The sequence below is a fragment of the Pseudoalteromonas translucida KMM 520 genome (genome assembly GCF_001465295.1).
GTDB classification, from domain to species: Bacteria; Pseudomonadota; Gammaproteobacteria; order Enterobacterales; family Alteromonadaceae; genus Pseudoalteromonas; species Pseudoalteromonas translucida.
The window spans coordinates 590,563-607,723 of record NZ_CP011035.1 but is presented as its reverse complement, the minus strand read 5'-3'; the positions used below and the strand labels follow the sequence as shown (position 1 = coordinate 607,723).

Sequence of the window (17,161 nt, the reverse complement as noted above, 5' to 3'; positions counted from 1 at the left end):
ATAAGCGCAGCTAAGGCCTAATGCAGATCGTTTAAGCTAATTGAACGATCTTTCAGAGGCTTCATAATAGGCTACAACAAAAGTTGTGGCCTATTTTTATGTCTGAATTTATTAAAGAATTACACCTTACTACTGAGTTTTGCCAAGTTCGTGATATTGATTCGTTCACTAAGCACATTCCCCTTGAGTGGATTGAAGAAGCTGTTACCCAAACAGGAAGAGCATCAGTACGCAAACGACGCTTCCCCGCCGAGCAAGCCGCTTGGCTTGTGTTAGGAATTGGTTTATTAAGAAACCGCTCAATATCTGAAGTCTGTGACAAACTAGAGCTCGCTTTTCCTGACGCTAAAGGAGAGCTTCCACCATTGGCGACCAGCAGTATTATAAAAGGGAAAGAAAAGCTAGGCGCTGCGCCTATGAAGCACCTTTTTAAACATACAGCAACGCAGTGGGAGCAGTCGCAAACGTTTGATGACGTCTGTGGTTTAAAGCTACTAAGCGTTGACGGTACACAATTTAAAACCCAAGATACCCCGAGTAACCGTCACTTTGGATATGCTCAATCGACAACTAACTTTCCCTCAGTACTTGCTGTGACCTTGATGTCGACAAGAACGCATTTAATATCCGATGCAGCGTTTGGCCCTATCACTCAAAGTGAAATTCATTATGCTCAACAGCTTGTTGGCTCAGCACCTGAACATTCATTGACCCTATTTGATAGAGGTTTCTTTTCGGCTGAACTATTCACGAGCTGGCAAGGTGTTAGCGAAAATCATCATTGGCTTACGCCCATTAAAAGCAAAATGCGCTATGAAATAACGGGATCATTTAGTGAGTATGACCACTTAATAACAATGCCTATTTCGCCACAAGCTAAAAAATCAGCCCCTTACCTAGGTGATACATGGCAAGCAAGACTTATTCAAATTCCAACACCTAAAGGTGAAATAAAAGGGTTCATCACCTCATGCGTCTGTCCAGAAAAATACCCGCTAAAAGCGCTACTCGGTGTTTATTGGCAAAGGTGGGAAATAGAGCGAGGATATGGTGAGCTCAAGCAATATCAATTATCTAGTAAACCAGCGCTACGGAGCCTGAAACAGGAAGGTATTTATCAAGAACTATGGGGTATTCTGACGTCATACAATATCGTGAGGCTTGAAATGGCAGAGATGGCTAAAGCCCATAAAGTGGAGCCATTACGCATCAGTTTCATAAACGCATTATACCTGATACAAGACGAGTTTTTATGGTGCTCAGGTCGAAGCCCCGGGACAATCCCTAAAAAGCTGAAAGAACTACGTGAAAACGGGAAACGGCTAATATTACCGGAGAAAAGAAAGCGAAAAGCTTATCCGCGAGCGGTGCTCGCAAAGACACAAAAATATCCGGTTAGGTATAAACGAAAAAACACCACTCGTTCTTAAACGAGTGGTGTTAAGCTAAGGCTGCGTTTATTTTATATCCCACTCTAAGCCTGCCTTATAAACTCCCTACCCCTAGTAATAAAGTACCATTGTAATTATGCCGCTCAAAAAACATCGTTTGTCTTATATTTTATATACATACAAACATTTTAAATATCTGGTATTTTGTTTTAATAATGCTAATGTAACCTTGAGGTTAATCATTTTAAGGACATGAGAAAATAATGAGACTATCCCTAACTCAATCAGCAGCAAGTATATTGTATTTAGGTTTTATTCAATTTTTTCTTGTCGTTGCTTTTTTGGGTGCCTTAGAAAGTATTATCGTTACGCAAAGCTTAATGCCGGTTATTTCTCTGCAACTTTCTTTGACTGCGCTAGGGTTAGCTGTTTTATTGGCTTTTTTACCTAAGGTTTTACCTACAAAAAAAATTAAATACCTCATACCTATATTACTCATTACCGGTGCTATATTGTTTATTAACTTTGAGCTAAGTTTGTGGAGACACGATAGCAGTAGCTGGTTTTGGGATAGCCATAATCCTTTTATCTCATCTTTTAGTGCTGTAATGGTATTTGTATTTTTTTTAGCTTTAATTATAAAAATTAAAAATCCTATTACTACCGTTAATGGCTCAATGACCGCTAAAGTTATTACGTTTTTTGCTATTTTTATTGGCATAACACTTTGGCATGTTACCGCGGTTCAAACAGTAACTAACGCAGCTGTAGATGCACAAAATAAAATTAAGTTTGTTGAAACTATACTCAATAAAAACCTCGAAAGTCATATCACATCACTTACTCGCATAAAAACACGTTTAGAAGCAGTGAATAGCGACGATTTTATAAAAATGGCTAACATAGATTTAAGAGGTTATACCCAAGACTTTGAAATTATAAGCAGTATGCTTCTTCTAGATGAAAATTTGAAGCATATAAGCGGTACAACTTACTCTAAGCAATTTACTAATGACGGATTAATTGCAACCAGTCCTATTACAAACTGGTTAAAAGCCGCTAAAAATGAAGTCAGATTTGCAGCTAACTCAGCAACCTTAGACACAGATACACCAATAATTATGTTCTCAATTCCGATAACGGCAAGCAATGGTAAGCAATACCAAGTGTTGGCACTGTTAAATTTAAACTTGTTAATTGAAAACAGATACATAGATTACCTCAGCTCGTTTGATACCTTTATTGAGTTAACACCTAAAATTTATTTCGCAATCGACAAAAAACAAAAAAATGTTCAAGATTTAAATAGCTTATTAAGCCGTTATAGCAAGCATTATATAATTAAGGAAATTGTTGTAAGAGGATTTATTAAGCACAACGTTTATAGCTTTATTAAAGATTATTCAAAGCTTAAAGAAGCAGCACAAATTGAGCAAATGATAATATGGCTTACTTTTGCGTTTATTTATATTTTGATATTAGCCACTGATTCTACTTTTTTGCTCAGGCAACAGTCTGTTGCGTTACATAAAATGGCTAAATACGATGAATTAACCGGCTTGCTGCGCCGTGATGCATTAAATGCAGAAATAGAGGCTAAGCAAGTTAACTATGTAAATGTTAATTGTACGATAGTCTTTTTTAATTTAGATGGCTTTAGCGCAGTAAATAATAGTTTGGGCCATGAATTAGGTGACATGGTTTTGCAATTAGTCGCTAAAAGGCTTAAAAAAAATGCAGTTAAAGCGGGTGCTATAGCGCGTTTTGGCAACGATGAGTTTGTATTGTATTACTGTAATATATCTAAGCAGCAGTTATCGGAGGAAATTACACTCATAATAAAATCGCTAGCCGATATATATAACTTAGGTGAGGTTGATATCCATCTTACTGTGAGTGTTGGCATAGCTATGTCTGATGGAGAAGTCATTAGCCCTACATTACTACTGCAACAAGCAGATATAGCAATGGATAACGCCAAAGCTTTAGGCGGCAATCAATTTTGTTTTTACCATAAGCTTATGGATGAGAGCCATAAGTTTATGGTTACAATTAGAAGTGAGCTACAAAAAGCGATTAAAAATGAGGAGTTAGAGGTTTATTATCAACCCATTTATAACTTAACCACTCAGTGTATTATTGCTGTAGAAGCATTAGTTCGCTGGAAAAATAATGGCAGTTATGTTTCTCCTGCTGTTTTTATTCCTATTGCTGAACAAACAGGGCAAATATTACAAGTGGGCGAACAAGTGCTTACTCAAGTACTAAACGATATGAGTAGCATAGCTGAATTACAAAACATTTGTGTTGCAGTTAATTTTTCACCGCAACAAATACAACAGCGAAACTTTACCGAAAAACTTTGTAAGTTAACGACTGAAAAAAACATACAATCTAACTTGCTCACCATCGAAGTGACCGAAATGATTATGTCGGAAAAAGGCGCTATTGAAGAGGTGCTTAAAGCGCTAATGAATAAAGGCTTTAATGTTGCAATTGATGACTTTGGGACGGGTTACTCTAGTTTGTCTTATTTATCGCGTCAGCCGGCAAACATTATAAAAATAGATCGTGAATTTACTATTGGCGCCGAATTAGCTGGGCAAAAAAGAGCATTGCTAGAGGGCATTATTAATATTTGCATACAGTTAAATAAAACAGTGGTAGTAGAAGGTGTAGAAAGCCCTGAGCTGATCGATTATTTGTCTAAGTTCAATAACATTCGAATACAAGGCTTTTATTACTGTAAACCTTTGCCTCTGGATAAACTTATAGAATATATACATAGCAACAAATAGCGATTTTGATAATAAACCACCCAAATCGCAGGTTAGTTAAGTTGTTGTACTGTACCTAACTGTAATATCGCTTTATTTTTTAAGGCTCAATATTCCTTTTGAGTCGGATGACTTATTTGCTTTAATACTTTTCGGTTTGCCAACATAAGTGGTTGAGCGCTTTTGATAAGGCGTTTTACTACGCTCTTTTTTACGTTCTTCTGTGCGCTCACCTTGATTAAAACGTTTAGGGTTTTCGCCCTGAAAATCACGTTTTTTATCACTTGTTTTTTGCGGCTTAGCTACTGCTGGCGGGCTTTGTTGCTGTAAAGCGTTTGCCTCATCATATACTGAATGCTCTTGGGTTTTTCCTGAGTCAGAAATTGAGTCGTTTATAATCGTCATTTCTTGTTCGGTTAAGTGGCGCCATTGCCCTACTTTTAAACCTTTAAGCGTCACATTCATAATGCGCACGCGCTTTAGTGTGACCACTTCGTAACCTAAATACTCACACATTCTACGTATTTGACGATTTAATCCTTGGGTTAAAATAATAGTAAACTGCTGCGCCCCGGTTTGGATTACTTTACATTTTTTAGTGATAGTATCGAGTATAGGTACACCATTACCCATTTTAGTTACAAACTGACGATTTAATGGTTTATCTACAGTAACTACATATTCTTTTTCGTGATTATTGCCAGCGCGCAAAATTTTATTAACAATGTCGCCTTCGTTAGTTAAAAATATTAGCCCTTCAGATGGACGATCTAAGCGCCCTATTGGAAAGATCCGATCGGGGTAATTAACGGCTTTAACAATATTACTTTGAATTTTTCGCTCTGTAGTACAGGTAATACCAACGGGTTTGTTATAGGCAATATAAACGCGTTTAGGGATTGCTTTAAGTGTTTTACCATCTACCAATACAACATCTGTAGATGAAACTTTTACGCCCATTTCCGGGCGAATACCATTAACAGTAACACGACCGTCTTCAATATATTTATCAGCCTCGCGTCGCGAACAAAAGCCAGTATCGCTAATAAATTTATTTAATCGTTTTAAGTCTGTCATGGAAGCAATTCACCTTAATTTTAAAGGCTGCTAGTTTAAACCACCCACAATAATTTTTCGCCCTTAATTTAACCTTTGTAGCCGTTTAAGCAGTGATTTTTGCGTAGGTTAATTTTCGCCATATGTATTCTAAAGGGCCTTGTTGAAAATAACGGCTATAAATGGCGGTAATAATAAGCTGAATAACGACCAATAAGGTAGCAACTAAGCAATAGTCAATGCGATTAAAACTGAGCGCCCACTGCTTAAAAAGTACTTTAAACAACAAAAGTTGCATTAACGTTTGGCTTATATATAAACTTAATGCTAAACGCCCTGCTTGTTGAATTAATTTTCCTGTGTTGGCATTGTTACTACACAACTTAACTGCAATGTGAATATAAATAACCGCCATACACAATGCCGCTACACTGTTAATTAATTCTTGCAGCGCATAAAATACACCGCTGCTATATTGCTCTGTAGTTAGCCGTAAACTGATAAATAGTAGCGCACCGCTAATTACTAAAATGAGTTGCTTTGCCGATAAGCCGCTAACAAACACCTGTTGCTTATACAGATATATACCTAACAACATTAACGCTGTCGTTACCCACATAGTGAGTATCGGAACCATAAACACCATTAACGCGTACATGGTTATGTTAGATAACAAGTGATCGCCATATGATTGAAAGTATTGGCTATACAACGCATTAAACTCTGGCGAGTCACGGTATATTAATGTCTCTGGTACGCTATACATAACTAAAGCGGTCGCCAAACCCGAGAGTAAAATAAACCCATAAGCATGCTTCAGAAGTTGCTCATTGGTACTGCTTAAGTACTTTATAGCGAGCAACCCCGACACCCCATACAAAAATAGAATATCGCCTGCCCAAAGTAAAAACCCATGCAATAAACCAAAAAGTAGTAACCAATATAGGCGACTTTTAAGTGGTAAAATCAAGTTATAGCGTTGCCATTGAATGTATAACCCAGCCCCAAACAGTATGCTAAATAAGCTCCTAAAACGCCCTTCAACAAATATTAGGTTTAATGTTTGAATCAGGCTATCGCTGCTTGGTGGGATTGTTAGTGGCGTATAACCGAGCTCAAATACTCCAAAGGTGTATATATTCATAAACACCAAGCCAAGTACGGCAATACCACGAATGAAGTCTAAATTATAATTACGCATTACCTATTCCATTACGTGATATTTTTATAGCTATCGGCCCAATCTACCGCTTGTTTATATATGTTAGGTAGTAATTTACTCTCTATATTTATTAATAAAACTGCCTGCTCTAATGCCCACCAGCTTCCTGATTCGTATGCTTTTACGGTATCAAGAATATAATGTAAGGTGTTTTTTTCACCCTGTAACGCTGCTTTAATGTCATCTGGAAATGGAAGTTTATTAACTAGTAAACTCATGGGTTGATCTAATATGGCATCGAGTAACGAAAACAGCCCGGTTAAAAAAGCTTCACCTTTTTGCTGTTTACTTATTTGCGCGGCAATTAGCTCACAAAAGCGAGCACGAACTACGCACATTTTCATTAATTCGGCAGGCTTAGACTTAACTGTATAAGCAGTCACGATCAAACTTACAAACTTTTTTAACCGTTCCTGACCTAAGTAGACTAATGCTTGTTTAAGGGAAGATATTTTGCTTTTAATAGGAAACACACCACTATTAATTAAGCGTAATAGCTTGTATGCCAGCGCAGCATCAAGCTCAAATAAACCAGAAATTACGTTTATATCTAGATTGGGTTTCATAACTTCTGCATAAATTGCAATTACCAGCGCGTAATTATAGTCTATGTCGTTTTGTTTAAGCATGGTTGGCTTTGCAAAATAATACCCTTGAAAGTAATCAAAGCCCATTTTATATGCAAGTTCAAACTCCTCGGGCGTTTCTATTTTTTCGGCAAGTATTTTTATTCTTTTGTGTTTTTTTAGCTTTTTAACAACCAGGGCAATTTCCGGTAATGGGGTTTGGCGTATATCAAACTTAATCAGATTTACCAGCTTTAAAAAACGCTCCCATTGAGGGGTGTACACAAAATCATCTAACGCTAGTTTATAATTACTATGAAATAAATCACGGCATAACTCATAATTATCGTCTGTGGGCTCTATGGTTTCGAGTAACTCAATAACCACATCTTTACAGGGTAAAAATGCACATAAATCGAGCTTTAACGACTCTGGGCCTATATTAATCAGTGCTTTTTTACCTGATGTTATATGCCGGGTTCCTAAGTTAAGCTGATTCTCCATGATCAATCTTGCCGTTGCTTGGCCATCAGATATTTCCGGAAAATAGTTTTTATCACTATCACGAAATAATAGCTCATAAGCAACCACATTCTGGCGACGATTTAATATTGCTTGCCTTGCAACAAATACAGACACATTACCTACTTCTTGGTTTTTATATAGTACTTAGCTATTAATAGCGTAATCAGCAATAATTGTCACTTTTCTTCGACAAAATCATGTTAATTAGCCACTTTAGTTTAAAATATATGCAACTTTAAGCAACAGTTAATAAACGCTACGAGATAAGTCTTTAGTTCTCTTCTACCATCAGCGATAATAACGATATATTAATTAACATTCTGAAATATATTAATTTGATGTTGAAAAAAAGTATTCTACTTTCTATTGCTGCTCTGTTTATTTTTAGTGCCATATATATAGGCTCTGCTATTTATACCTTGTATAGCAAAAAAATGATTTCTGTTGACCCTAGGCTCAAAGAAGTATCTGGTATTGAGTATGATAAGCATAAACGCTTATGGGCTATTAACGACAGCGGCGACGAGCCTAAACTTTACCGACTCAATGATGATGGCTCAATAGCTAAAGAAATATTAGTGACTAACGCTAAAAATATAGATTGGGAAGATATGACCCAAAATAAATTTGGTCACTTTTTTTTAGGTGATTTTGGTAATAACACCAATGAGCGCCGCTGGCTTACTATTTATAAAATAGAAAACCCCATTGATATTAAAACCGATACCACCGAAGCTGAAATAATTAAGTTTACCTACCCCGAGTTAGACGGTACACCGGTTGCTCCTGATAACCGCAATTATGACTTAGAAGCGTTTGTAGCATTAGGCCGGCACTTATACTTATTTACCAAAAATCGCACCGAACCCTTTGATGGCATAACAAATGTATATAAAGTGGGTGATCATGCAGCTAACTTTAACGCCGAACTAATCGACTCATTTAAAACCTGCACCACCATGGAAAAACTCTGCTGGATCACCTCGGCTGCACTGAGCCCTGATCGGAAAAAACTGGTGTTATTAGACTCAACTAGCCTTTGGTTATTTGAGAATTTTAAAGGGGATAAGTTTTTCTCGGGTGACGTGTCACGAATAGACCTAGGCATTGTTACCCAAAAAGAAGCGGTCACTTTTTACGACGACAACACCATAGTATTTACCGATGAAGAGTTTAAAGGTATTGGCGGTAATGCCTATGTTATAAAGCTCGACGAAGCCAAGAAGCAAATCATTAGAAAAGCCCCTTTAAAACCATAATAACTAATGGGGCTTAATGTATTACTTTATATTGCTAAGCTTAGTTAGCTCAGCAATATAAATATCAATAAAAAAAGCGCTCTAGCCTTCTTCTTCTACCAGCGACTCTAGTAGGTCGTGTATTTCTGCTTTAAGCTCTTTATCAGAAATTTTATTAGCGCTGATTTTAGCGTCTTGAAGGTTTTTAATTGCAGCCTCTTTTTGGCCTAATTCTAGCTGCAAAGTTGCCATAGAAAATGCAACCGACGACATATGATCTTTAGAGTTAATGGCTATCGATTTTTTTAATGCTTTTTCGTAGCCTTCAATTGCTTCCTCTAATTCTTCGGTAAAATCAGCCAGCGTTTCCCATTGTACAGGGTGATCTTTGCTGGTATTTTCGTTTTCAATACAAATTGCTTTAAGCTGCGCGTAAAGTGACTCGAACTTTTTTGTATCGTTTTTATTTGCAGCCGCCATTAGCTCTTCAGCTAAGTCGTGTACTGCTTTGTATACTTTGGTGTTCATCATTGCTAATTACCTTTTGCTACCACTGAATATAGTGGGTAAATTAATCATTCTCTCTTTAATAAACTTATTTTAGCAAATTAATAAATATAAGCTGCAATGAAGTGCACTTTATCAAGATTAATACCATTGATTAAGAGAGCTACTTAAATGACGAAAAAGTCACTAAATTATTAGTGACAAGTTTAACGCATTTACCCGAGCAAAAGATAAGTAATTAAAATATTACAAGCTTACGCAGTCAATAAACTTTTCTGCGACTAAGCTAACCGGTGTTTTTTTATTGTAAAATGCTGCGTTATGCGCCGTTAAAAACTGTGCGCATTTTGCTTTTGATTGATGAAACTTAAGTTTGCAAGAGTCAACCGTTTTCCCTAAAACCTGTTGATAAACTGCATCATCGCACATTGAAAGTGCAAATTGTGAAGCCCCAGCAATAATTTCATCTATGCTCACTGAGTCTGGGGCAGAATCTGAGCCTAGTTTATAAAAAATGTCACTGTAAACTTTAACTTCGATAGCTTTTTTTGCATTGAAGACGGGGATATGAGCATTAAAGTAATAGCCACTCGCTATAATTAATAAAACAATGGTGGTTATAATAACTTTCACAACTTGTCCTTATCATGTCAGCAAATTGCTGACTCCTTGGCGGTGCGTCTCATCTAATAAAATTGACTGACCAATGTACTGTAAATTGATTACTATTAATTGAATTTAAAAGAGAGAGTAATACTCAACTTTCCTAAATTTATTAAAACAGTCCTTGTTTATAAAGTACAAGCTAATCGTGTGCACTTTCATGATATTAGAGCTCGTACTTTATGTAATAACTTTATTATAAACAGCTAATTATATCTATACTTAATCATTATCTGTTTACATTCTTATACAACAAGCCTAGCGTTTAAATTTGGTTTCTAAAATAACAGATGAAGTAGTGCGTTCTACGCCATCTAGGTTGCCAATATCATCGAGTAAATGGCTAAGTTGTTCTAAATTTTGTGCTTGCACAACTGCAATTAAGTCAAACTCGCCACTAATAGCATAAAGCTGCGATATAGCATTAATTTGCTTTAACTCTAAATTGGTTTTAGTCGTCAGTTTTTGCCTTACTTTAATAGACACATGTGCGGCCACCATACTATTTAAAAAGTCATCACCGTAATCAACGCTGTAACCTTTAATAACGCCACTTTCCTCTAGCTTTAACATGCGGCTTTGTACGGTTGATCGCGATAAGTTAAGGTGCCTAGCTAAATCTGAAATACTCGCTCTGGCATTGGTTTTTAAAATAGATAATAGCTTTTCGTCTTGTGTAGTTATCATAATGCACAAACCCTTCGTTAATTTGACTTTTATTCTAATCATTTTTCACAAAATAGCACTGCAAATTTCATTCGCAACCTTCGATAATGACACGTATAACAAAAAACACAGTGTTTACTGAAGAATACAGGCTAAGTTCTTCTTTGTTTTAGCAACACTTTTTAAGTAGCCACATAATTTAGGTGTAAAAATGCAAGTAACTAGAGACTTATTTAACGATGTAATGGTACCAAACTACAATCCTTCAGCAGTTATTCCGGTACGCGGCGTAGGTTCGCGTGTATGGGATCAAGATAATAACGAGTTTATTGATTTTGCCGGCGGTATTGCGGTTAACTGTTTAGGCCATTGTCATCCGGCTTTAGTTAGTGCATTAAAAGAGCAAGGTGAAAAAATTTGGCACTTATCAAACGTAATGACCAATGAGCCTGCTTTGCGTTTAGCTAAAAAAATGGTTGATGCTACATTTGCTGAAAAAATCTACTTTGCCAACTCAGGTGCCGAAGCTAATGAAGCAGCGCTAAAATTAGCGCGTCGCTTTGCCCTTGACGTACACGGCGCTGAAAAAACGCAAATTATTGCTTTTAATAAAGGCTTCCACGGTCGTACCTTTTTTACCGTAACGGTTGGTGGTCAAGCAGCTTATTCAGATGGTTTTGGCCCTAAGCCTGCCGATATTGTGCATTGCGATTTTAATGACATTAACGCATTTGAAGCGCTTATTAGCGATAAAACCTGTGCGGTAATGATGGAGCCACTACAAGGTGAAGGCGGTATTATTTCACCTACAGACGATTTTGCACACAAAGTACGCGAGCTATGTACTAAGCACAACGCGCTGCTTATTTTTGATGAAGTGCAAACGGGTGTAGGCCGTACTGGCGATTTATACGCGTATCAAGGCTTAAACGTAGTACCTGATATTTTAACTACAGCAAAAGCGTTAGGCGGCGGTTTTCCTATTGGTGCCATGATCACCACCACAGCAATAGCAGCACATTTAAAAGTGGGCACACATGGCTCTACATACGGTGGAAATCCATTGGCCTGCGCCGTAGCCGAAGCAGCTTTTGATACAGTAAATACCCCTAAAGTACTTAGCGGCGTAAAAGAGCGCGAACAGCTGTTTCGTGATGGCTTAAATGCAATTAACGAAAAATATAATGTATTTAGTGAAATTCGCGGTAAAGGTTTATTAATTGGTGCAGCACTAAACGACAAGTTTGCTGGGCGTGCGCGCGACTTTTTAATCGCCAGTGCTAACAATGGTTTGATGAACTTAGTAGCCGGTGCGGATGTTATTCGCTTTACTCCATCTTTAGTTATTCCGCTAGAAGATATTAAAGAAGGCCTAGAGCGCTTTGATAAAGCCGTAAGCGATGTAGTTAACGGTTAATAATAGTAAACCAGCACGCCTTTGGGCGTGCTATTGGAGCAAGTAATTAATGCAAGTATTACGTCCTATTACAGCCAACGACTTTGATGCGCTTAAGCAAATAGCAATAGAGTCTGGGCATGGGTTTACCTCTTTGCCCGTGGATGACACCCAGCTAAAAGAAAAAATTGACCGCGCCGAAAAAAGCTTTGCTAAAAATATTAATAAACCATTGGACGAGAGCTATTTATTTGTTTTAGAAGACAGTGAAACAGGTAAAGTGATTGGCACAACCGCCATAGAAGCCGCTGTAGGCTTAACTGTGCCGCTATATCATTATCATTTAGGTAAAACAGTGCATCACTCGCCTACACTAAATGTATACAATACAGTTGATATTTTGAGCATGTGTAACGACTACACGGGTTGCTCTGAAATATGCACTTTGTTTTTACGTGAAGACAGCCGTACAGGCTTAACTGGGCGCTTTTTATCGCGCTCGCGCTTTTTGTTTATGGCGCAGCACAGCGAACGCTTTGCCGATACCGTCATTGCCGAGATGCGCGGTGTAAGCGACGAGCATGGCCACTCACCATTTTGGCAATGGCTACAAGAGCACTTTTTTAGTATTGAGTTTCCACAAGCTGATCATTTAGTCGGTTTAGGCGACAAGGTGTTTATTAGCGAGCTCATGCCTAAGTACCCTATTTACGTAAATTTACTGAGTAAAAAAGCCCAAGCTGTGATCGGTCATGTTCATGAAAAAACCAAACCCGCGCTTAAACTCCTCGAAAAAGAAGGTTTTGAGCATCGCGGCTATGTTGACTTATTTGATGCCGGCCCCACTGTAGAAGCTAAGCTAGGTAATATTCGCAGTATTCGCGAGTCTCAAGTGTGCCCTATTACCATAGGTGAACTTGAGCACATAACACAAAACAGTTCCGACACGCTCGCTATTTGTAATCATGGTGTGAGTGACTTTAGAGCTACATTTACTAAACACGCGCATTATAATCATGCAAAGCATACGTTAATCATTAGCCAAGCAGTGGCTGATGCACTTAAGTTAAGCCAAGGAGATGCAGCACGATTCTTTCGTCTGTAAATATATATGAATACACAACTTATAAATAACCAATGGCAAGCAGGCCAAGGCCCCGCGTTTGCCTCAATTAATCCAAGCAATGGCGAAACAGTTTGGCAAGGTAATGGCGCCAGTGCTGAGCAAGTAAATAGCGCAATAAAAGCAGCAAGAGCCGCGCAGTTACAATGGGCCGATACCCCGCTTGAGCAGCGTATTACTATACTAGAGAGCTTTGCTGCACAACTAAAAGAACACAGCGAAGAGTTTGCCGTTATTATTGCCCAAGAAACCGGGAAGCCTTTATGGGAAACCCGTACTGAAGTAGGCGCGATGACAGGTAAAGTCGCTATTTCGGTAAAAGCATATAATGAGCGTACCGGCACCACAGAAAACCCAATGCCTGGTGCAAAAGCATTTATTAGGCATAAACCGCACGGTGTAGTGGCTATTTTTGGCCCTTATAACTTCCCTGGGCACTTGCCTAACGGGCATATTGTGCCAGCTATTTTAGCGGGTAACACTGTGGTATTTAAACCCTCAGAGCTTACTCCTCATGTAGCACAATTTACTTTATCGCTGTGGTTAAAGGCAGGTTTACCTGCTGGTGTAATTAACCTAGTACAAGGCGAAATTGAAACGGGTAAGGCATTGGCCGCTCACCAAGACATAGATGGCTTATTTTTTACCGGTAGTTCTAATACGGGTCATTTATTACATAAACAGTTTGCTGGCCACCCGGGTAAAATTTTAGCGCTTGAAATGGGCGGCAATAACCCGCTTATAATTAAAGACGTAAACGATATTAGTGCTGCAGTACACGACATTATTCAATCAGGCTTTATTACCTCAGGCCAACGTTGTACGTGTGCACGCCGTGTATTTATTGAAAATTCGAGTAATGGCGATACCATTTTAGCTAAGCTTATTAGCGCCACTAACAATATTGTAGTTGATGACAGCTTTGCAACAGAGCAGCCATTTATGGGTGCTATGATCAGCGAAAAAGCAGCATTAGGTATGGTCGCTGCGCAAAATGAACTTGTCGCAAAAGGCGCCGAGATTTTAGTTGAACTTAAGCAATTAAAACCAGGCACTGGTTTTGTCAGCCCAGGTATTATTGATGTAACTAATGTTAGCGATATGCCAGATGAAGAGCATTTTGGGCCTTTAATAAAAGTATACCGTTACAGCGATTTTGACAGCGCCATTAATGAAGCAAATAACACCAGCTTTGGTTTATCTGCCGGCCTACTCGCCGATAGCGAACACGATTATAGCCATTTTTTAAAGCGTATTCGTGCTGGCATTGTTAACTGGAATCGCCCCATTACCGGTGCGTCTAGCGCTGCACCATTTGGTGGCATTGGCGCAAGTGGTAATCACAGAGCAAGCGCCTATTACGCTGCCGATTATTGCGCCTACCCGGTAGCTTCTGTTGAATCAGACAAAGTAACCTTACCGCAAACCCTCGCGCCGGGCTTAATAATTGAATAAATACAACTTAACTAACGTTAGGTATATAACAAAATTTAAGGATTTAAAATGCATACTGATGTAAATACATTATTTGATAACCTATGGCAAAACTACTTAAACGTAACGCCATCGGCAGACAAAATTCATGATCTATTAGGTTCAACGCAAAAAGATGACATTATTAACGATCATATTGCTCTGCGTACCTTTAACATTGAAAAAGTGGGCTTAGAAAAGCTGGCAGCACACTTTTTAGCTTTGGGTTATAAAGAATGTGGTGAGTATCACTTTGAAGCTAAAAAGCTATACGCAAAGCACTACGAGCATAGCGATTTAACGCAGCCAAAAGTATTTATTTCTGAGTTGTTGGTCGATAAATGCTCTCCTGAGTTACAAGCAATTGTAAATGATATGGTAAGCCAAATTGACGAAAACGCAGTGACTGCCGATAACTTTTTATACTCAGGCACGCACTGGCAAGTAAGCACAGACACTTATAAGCAACTTCTTGCCGAGAGCGAATACGCAGCGTGGATGTCGGCATGGGGTTACCGAGCTAATCACTTTACGGTAAATATTAATACCCTTGATAAGTTTGATAACATTGAAGATGTTAACCAAGCGCTAAAAGATGCAGGCTTTACACTTAACAGCTCAGGCGGCGAAGTAAAAGGTTCGCCAGAGGTATTACTTGAGCAATCGTCAACACTTGCTGATGAGTACTCAGTGAGCTTTAGCGATGGTGAAATGAGCATTCCTAGCTGTTTTTATGAGTTTGCTATTCGCTACCCTAAAGCAGATGGTGAGCTTTACACCGGATTTGTAGCAGCCTCTGCCGATAAAATTTTTGAAAGTACCAATGCGCGCTAAATAGCCTGTATTAAGTTACTTTTTAAAAAGCCCGTAAAGGGCTTTTTTTATGCCTATTTAATATGAACTCTGGTGAAGAGATTTACTAACGTAATGGCGCTTTCGATTAATTTTACTTATCGATAAGATTATTTAAATTAATAACCCAAACTACTGTTTTATATTAACTTAAATTAATTACAAGTTATTTTAAATTAACTATTGCACAAATTAAAAACACGTTTTATTATTTCGCCGCTTCTTGATTATAGTCAATCCGAGTAGATTACAAACCTAGTTTGTAGCAAGGCAAATCAGCAACTACATGCCAAGTTTTAATTGGCTAATTGCTAACAAAATTTCCTCAACTATAGTTACGTTGGCTTGTAACTATATACTTAAACGCAGTTGCTCATTCCAACTGCGTTTTTTTTGCTTTAAGGGAGACAAGCTCCCTGTGGTTATTATAAAAACAGCGGCTTATAATCGTTTTCTAATTGTTCAAACGACAAGTCACCAATAAAGCGCCCAAAACTGAGCCAAGTTGCTAAACCGCGTAAGTCTTTAAAATGTGGCGGTACAAACTTAGGCGATTCGATTACTCCTAAACTATGCAGTTGCGTAATCAGCCTAAAGTCATCAATCGATATTTTTCCCACCAGTAATAAAGGCAGTTGATCGATTCGGCCCAGTTGTATGGCAACCCGGATTAAGTTGTACACCAAAACAAAGCCTTTAATGTAGGCAATGTCTTTAGTAAACGGTAAACCTGTGGGTGTGCTGCCTCTAAATACACGCTGAGCTAGGGTATAGCTTTCATCTTGCGATAATCCTTGCGCTACATAGTCGCGGTAAATATCAACAAATTCAGCACCATCAATTACCTTGGTTACCGCTTGAATACGATTAACTAATTTAGATAAGCGCCGTGGTGTTGATTTTAAGGTGATAATTTCGGTTAATACCGCAAGGCCCTCTTGGGTCACTGTAGAGCTAGGCGTGCCTTTACTTAAACAGGTTAAGTAAGGTTGCGCTAGGCCATTTTGCGTCGTGCCTACGTGTATCCAGCCTTCGTGTACTTCTAAAATATCGAGTTCACGCTGCGAAAACTTCACATCTTTATTAAGTTTAATGTTATTAGCCCCGGCGGCTGCATCACTCACTATGCCATCGCTTAGCATTACCTCTACGTTGATCCCCACCATACTGGCATTAACTTGCTCCGATAAAATACGCACGGCATCGCTGGCTGCTATATTTTTAGGATCGTCTGGCAGTATATCTGCAATTAATAAGTTTTTAAGCGGCCGCTCTAACATGTTTGCCAGCTCAGTAAGTGAAGGCTCACCAGCATGAAACAAATCTTTAGGATGCCCGAATAGCTCTACTGATAAGTCATGAAACTCAGGCGTTCCTCGATATTCCAGCATGCTTAATACTGTTTTATACTCGCTGCACATTTTTCCCATATATTGAGCTATTGGATTTAGCTGTCCTAACTGGTTAATAATGTTACGCTGCAAAGTAGAAAATGCTTGGCGTAGTTCGCTGGGCACAAATCCTAAATCGCGCTGCTGATAATAAGCACGATCGATAAGTGGATTTTTTTGACATTTCTGTCTAAAAAATTCTTCTTTAATTTGTTTATCCCAATTAATCGCATCCAGTATTCTTATAGGTGTTTGCAGGGCAACTAATTGATCTGATAATTCACGAGTTTTAAGTAGTAACGCCTTGTCTATCAT

The 17,161-nt window shown here is 38.4% G+C and carries 14 protein-coding genes; 7 read left to right on the top strand and 7 right to left on the bottom strand.

Features of this window, described 5'->3' with window-relative positions:
* Window positions 1-98 precede the first annotated feature (98 nt).
* Window positions 99-1,430 (top strand): IS4 family transposase, encoded by a 1,332-nt coding sequence (locus PTRA_RS18145; protein WP_058372694.1) that lies wholly within the window; start codon window positions 99-101, stop codon window positions 1,428-1,430.
* Between the two features lie 224 nt (window positions 1,431-1,654).
* Window positions 1,655-4,189 carry a putative bifunctional diguanylate cyclase/phosphodiesterase gene (locus PTRA_RS18140; protein WP_058375032.1) on the top strand — a complete coding sequence of 845 codons (2,535 nt, stop codon included), beginning with the start codon at window positions 1,655-1,657 and terminating at the stop codon, window positions 4,187-4,189.
* Window positions 4,190-4,261: 72 nt separating this feature from the next.
* On the opposite strand, the gene rluF is transcribed toward PTRA_RS18140, so the two are convergent.
* The 3 genes from rluF to PTRA_RS18125 all read right to left on the bottom strand — a co-directional run bounded on the left by rluF (window position 4,262) and on the right by PTRA_RS18125 (window position 7,651).
* On the bottom strand, window positions 4,262-5,245 hold the full coding sequence (gene rluF, locus PTRA_RS18135; protein ID WP_058375031.1) for a 23S rRNA pseudouridine(2604) synthase RluF: 984 nt from the start codon (window positions 5,243-5,245) through the stop codon (window positions 4,262-4,264).
* A gap of 85 nt (window positions 5,246-5,330) precedes the next feature.
* The gene (locus PTRA_RS18130) at window positions 5,331-6,425 is read right to left on the bottom strand and encodes a DUF418 domain-containing protein (protein WP_058375030.1); all 1,095 of its coding nucleotides are present in this window, start codon (window positions 6,423-6,425) and stop codon (window positions 5,331-5,333) included.
* An 11-nt stretch (window positions 6,426-6,436) separates the two neighbouring features.
* Window positions 6,437-7,651 (bottom strand): EAL and HDOD domain-containing protein, encoded by a 1,215-nt coding sequence (locus tag PTRA_RS18125; RefSeq protein WP_058375029.1) that lies wholly within the window; start codon window positions 7,649-7,651, stop codon window positions 6,437-6,439.
* 224 nt (window positions 7,652-7,875) lie between these two features.
* Between PTRA_RS18125 and PTRA_RS18120 the strand changes: the two genes are divergently transcribed.
* Window positions 7,876-8,796: a hypothetical protein gene (locus PTRA_RS18120; RefSeq protein ID WP_058375028.1), complete on the top strand. Its 921-nt coding sequence runs from the start codon at window positions 7,876-7,878 to the stop codon at window positions 8,794-8,796.
* A gap of 81 nt (window positions 8,797-8,877) precedes the next feature.
* Here PTRA_RS18120 and PTRA_RS18115 read toward each other — a convergent pair whose 3' ends face one another.
* The 3 genes from PTRA_RS18115 to PTRA_RS18105 all read right to left on the bottom strand — a co-directional run bounded on the left by PTRA_RS18115 (window position 8,878) and on the right by PTRA_RS18105 (window position 10,632).
* Window positions 8,878-9,306 (bottom strand): hypothetical protein, encoded by a 429-nt coding sequence (locus PTRA_RS18115; RefSeq protein WP_011330057.1) that lies wholly within the window; start codon window positions 9,304-9,306, stop codon window positions 8,878-8,880.
* A gap of 222 nt (window positions 9,307-9,528) precedes the next feature.
* The gene (locus tag PTRA_RS18110; protein WP_058375027.1) at window positions 9,529-9,915 is read right to left on the bottom strand and encodes a hypothetical protein; all 387 of its coding nucleotides are present in this window, start codon (window positions 9,913-9,915) and stop codon (window positions 9,529-9,531) included.
* A gap of 288 nt (window positions 9,916-10,203) precedes the next feature.
* On the bottom strand, window positions 10,204-10,632 hold the full coding sequence (locus PTRA_RS18105) for an Lrp/AsnC family transcriptional regulator (protein ID WP_058375026.1): 429 nt from the start codon (window positions 10,630-10,632) through the stop codon (window positions 10,204-10,206).
* A 190-nt stretch (window positions 10,633-10,822) separates the two neighbouring features.
* Between PTRA_RS18105 and PTRA_RS18100 the strand changes: the two genes are divergently transcribed.
* The 4 genes from PTRA_RS18100 to PTRA_RS18085 are packed head-to-tail and all read left to right on the top strand — an operon-like array spanning window position 10,823 to window position 15,437.
* A complete protein-coding gene (locus PTRA_RS18100; protein WP_058375025.1) occupies window positions 10,823-12,028 on the top strand; it encodes an aspartate aminotransferase family protein in 1,206 nt (401 codons plus the stop codon).
* Between the two features lie 49 nt (window positions 12,029-12,077).
* A complete protein-coding gene (gene astA, locus PTRA_RS18095; RefSeq protein ID WP_011330052.1) occupies window positions 12,078-13,112 on the top strand; it encodes an arginine N-succinyltransferase in 1,035 nt (344 codons plus the stop codon).
* Between the two features lie 6 nt (window positions 13,113-13,118).
* A complete protein-coding gene (gene astD / locus PTRA_RS18090) occupies window positions 13,119-14,585 on the top strand; it encodes a succinylglutamate-semialdehyde dehydrogenase (protein WP_058375024.1) in 1,467 nt (488 codons plus the stop codon).
* Between the two features lie 48 nt (window positions 14,586-14,633).
* Window positions 14,634-15,437, top strand: a complete 804-nt coding sequence (locus PTRA_RS18085; protein ID WP_058375023.1) for a DUF1338 domain-containing protein — start codon at window positions 14,634-14,636, stop codon at window positions 15,435-15,437.
* Between the two features lie 443 nt (window positions 15,438-15,880).
* Here PTRA_RS18085 and PTRA_RS18080 read toward each other — a convergent pair whose 3' ends face one another.
* Window positions 15,881-17,161, bottom strand: a complete 1,281-nt coding sequence (locus PTRA_RS18080; RefSeq protein ID WP_058375022.1) for a flavohemoglobin expression-modulating QEGLA motif protein — start codon at window positions 17,159-17,161, stop codon at window positions 15,881-15,883.

Coding starts and splice junctions, on each gene's coding strand:
- PTRA_RS18105 (WP_058375026.1), bottom strand. CDS start 10,632: ATGATAACTACACAAGACGAAAAGCTATTATCTATTTTAAAAACCAAT.
- PTRA_RS18080 (WP_058375022.1), bottom strand. CDS start 17,161: ATGATAGACAAGGCGTTACTACTTAAAACTCGTGAATTATCAGATCAA.
- PTRA_RS18100 (WP_058375025.1), top strand. CDS start 10,823: ATGCAAGTAACTAGAGACTTATTTAACGATGTAATGGTACCAAACTAC.
- PTRA_RS18115 (WP_011330057.1), bottom strand. CDS start 9,306: ATGATGAACACCAAAGTATACAAAGCAGTACACGACTTAGCTGAAGAG.
- PTRA_RS18145 (WP_058372694.1), top strand. CDS start 99: ATGTCTGAATTTATTAAAGAATTACACCTTACTACTGAGTTTTGCCAA.
- astD (WP_058375024.1), top strand. CDS start 13,119: ATGAATACACAACTTATAAATAACCAATGGCAAGCAGGCCAAGGCCCC.
- PTRA_RS18120 (WP_058375028.1), top strand. CDS start 7,876: ATGTTGAAAAAAAGTATTCTACTTTCTATTGCTGCTCTGTTTATTTTT.
- PTRA_RS18130 (WP_058375030.1), bottom strand. CDS start 6,425: ATGCGTAATTATAATTTAGACTTCATTCGTGGTATTGCCGTACTTGGC.
- rluF (WP_058375031.1), bottom strand. CDS start 5,245: ATGACAGACTTAAAACGATTAAATAAATTTATTAGCGATACTGGCTTT.
- astA (WP_011330052.1), top strand. CDS start 12,078: ATGCAAGTATTACGTCCTATTACAGCCAACGACTTTGATGCGCTTAAG.
- PTRA_RS18085 (WP_058375023.1), top strand. CDS start 14,634: ATGCATACTGATGTAAATACATTATTTGATAACCTATGGCAAAACTAC.
- PTRA_RS18140 (WP_058375032.1), top strand. CDS start 1,655: ATGAGACTATCCCTAACTCAATCAGCAGCAAGTATATTGTATTTAGGT.